This window comes from Pseudomonas sp. P5_A12 (assembly GCF_056400685.1).
The window spans coordinates 1-609 of the sequence record NZ_JBFUKU010000631.1; the positions used below are offsets into that span (position 1 = coordinate 1).

Annotated in this window: 1 pseudogene; it reads right to left on the reverse strand. The window is 54.3% G+C overall.

The features are described 5' to 3' along the window. Nucleotides 1-581 (reverse strand): annotated as a pseudogene (locus AC1DSG_RS31595) (lipase family protein); the annotation flags it as partial. Between the last annotated feature and the right edge of the window lie 28 nt (nt 582-609).

Genomic DNA, 609 nt, shown 5'->3' on the forward strand with positions numbered 1-609 from the left:
CAACGGCAACAGGGCAATGCCAAGCGCGCCATGTTTACCAACGGCAACAGGGCAATGCCAAGCGCGCCATGTTTACCCATGAGCTTCGCCCGCCCCGTACCGTGTGGGTAATGGCGATAGACCTCAGGAGGCAGGTGCGAGACATGCTTGACCAGATGGCGCACTTCCACCTGAAAATACTCATCCGCGCAGGCTTGTGCGGGGTTTTCTTTGGTGCGGGTGGAGTTTTGGTTCAGGTAGCGGGTTTGCTCGGCGCGTACTTGGAGTTCGGTGATTTCTAAGGGGTAATGGGGTCTTTCGATCGCACGCACATAAACCATTTCTTTCCCTTGATATTTTTGGTCAAGGAGAAGCGAGATAGGGCCGGCAAAGTGGTTATCTACTTTGCCTGTGCCCGTTATATCCAACACACCGTTGTATTCTTGCCCTTCCGAGTCGGTTACGACGTAGGCCAACCCGGCAYAGGGTTCGCCAGAGCCGAACTCGTCGACTAGCTGAAAGCTGCTCCATCGACCCTGTGCGGGGCATGCCAGCACTTGGCTGCTCAGCGGCGATTTGAGTTCTTTTTCCAATGACGTCATGTTGAATTTTCCTTATTCAGTGCAGCCT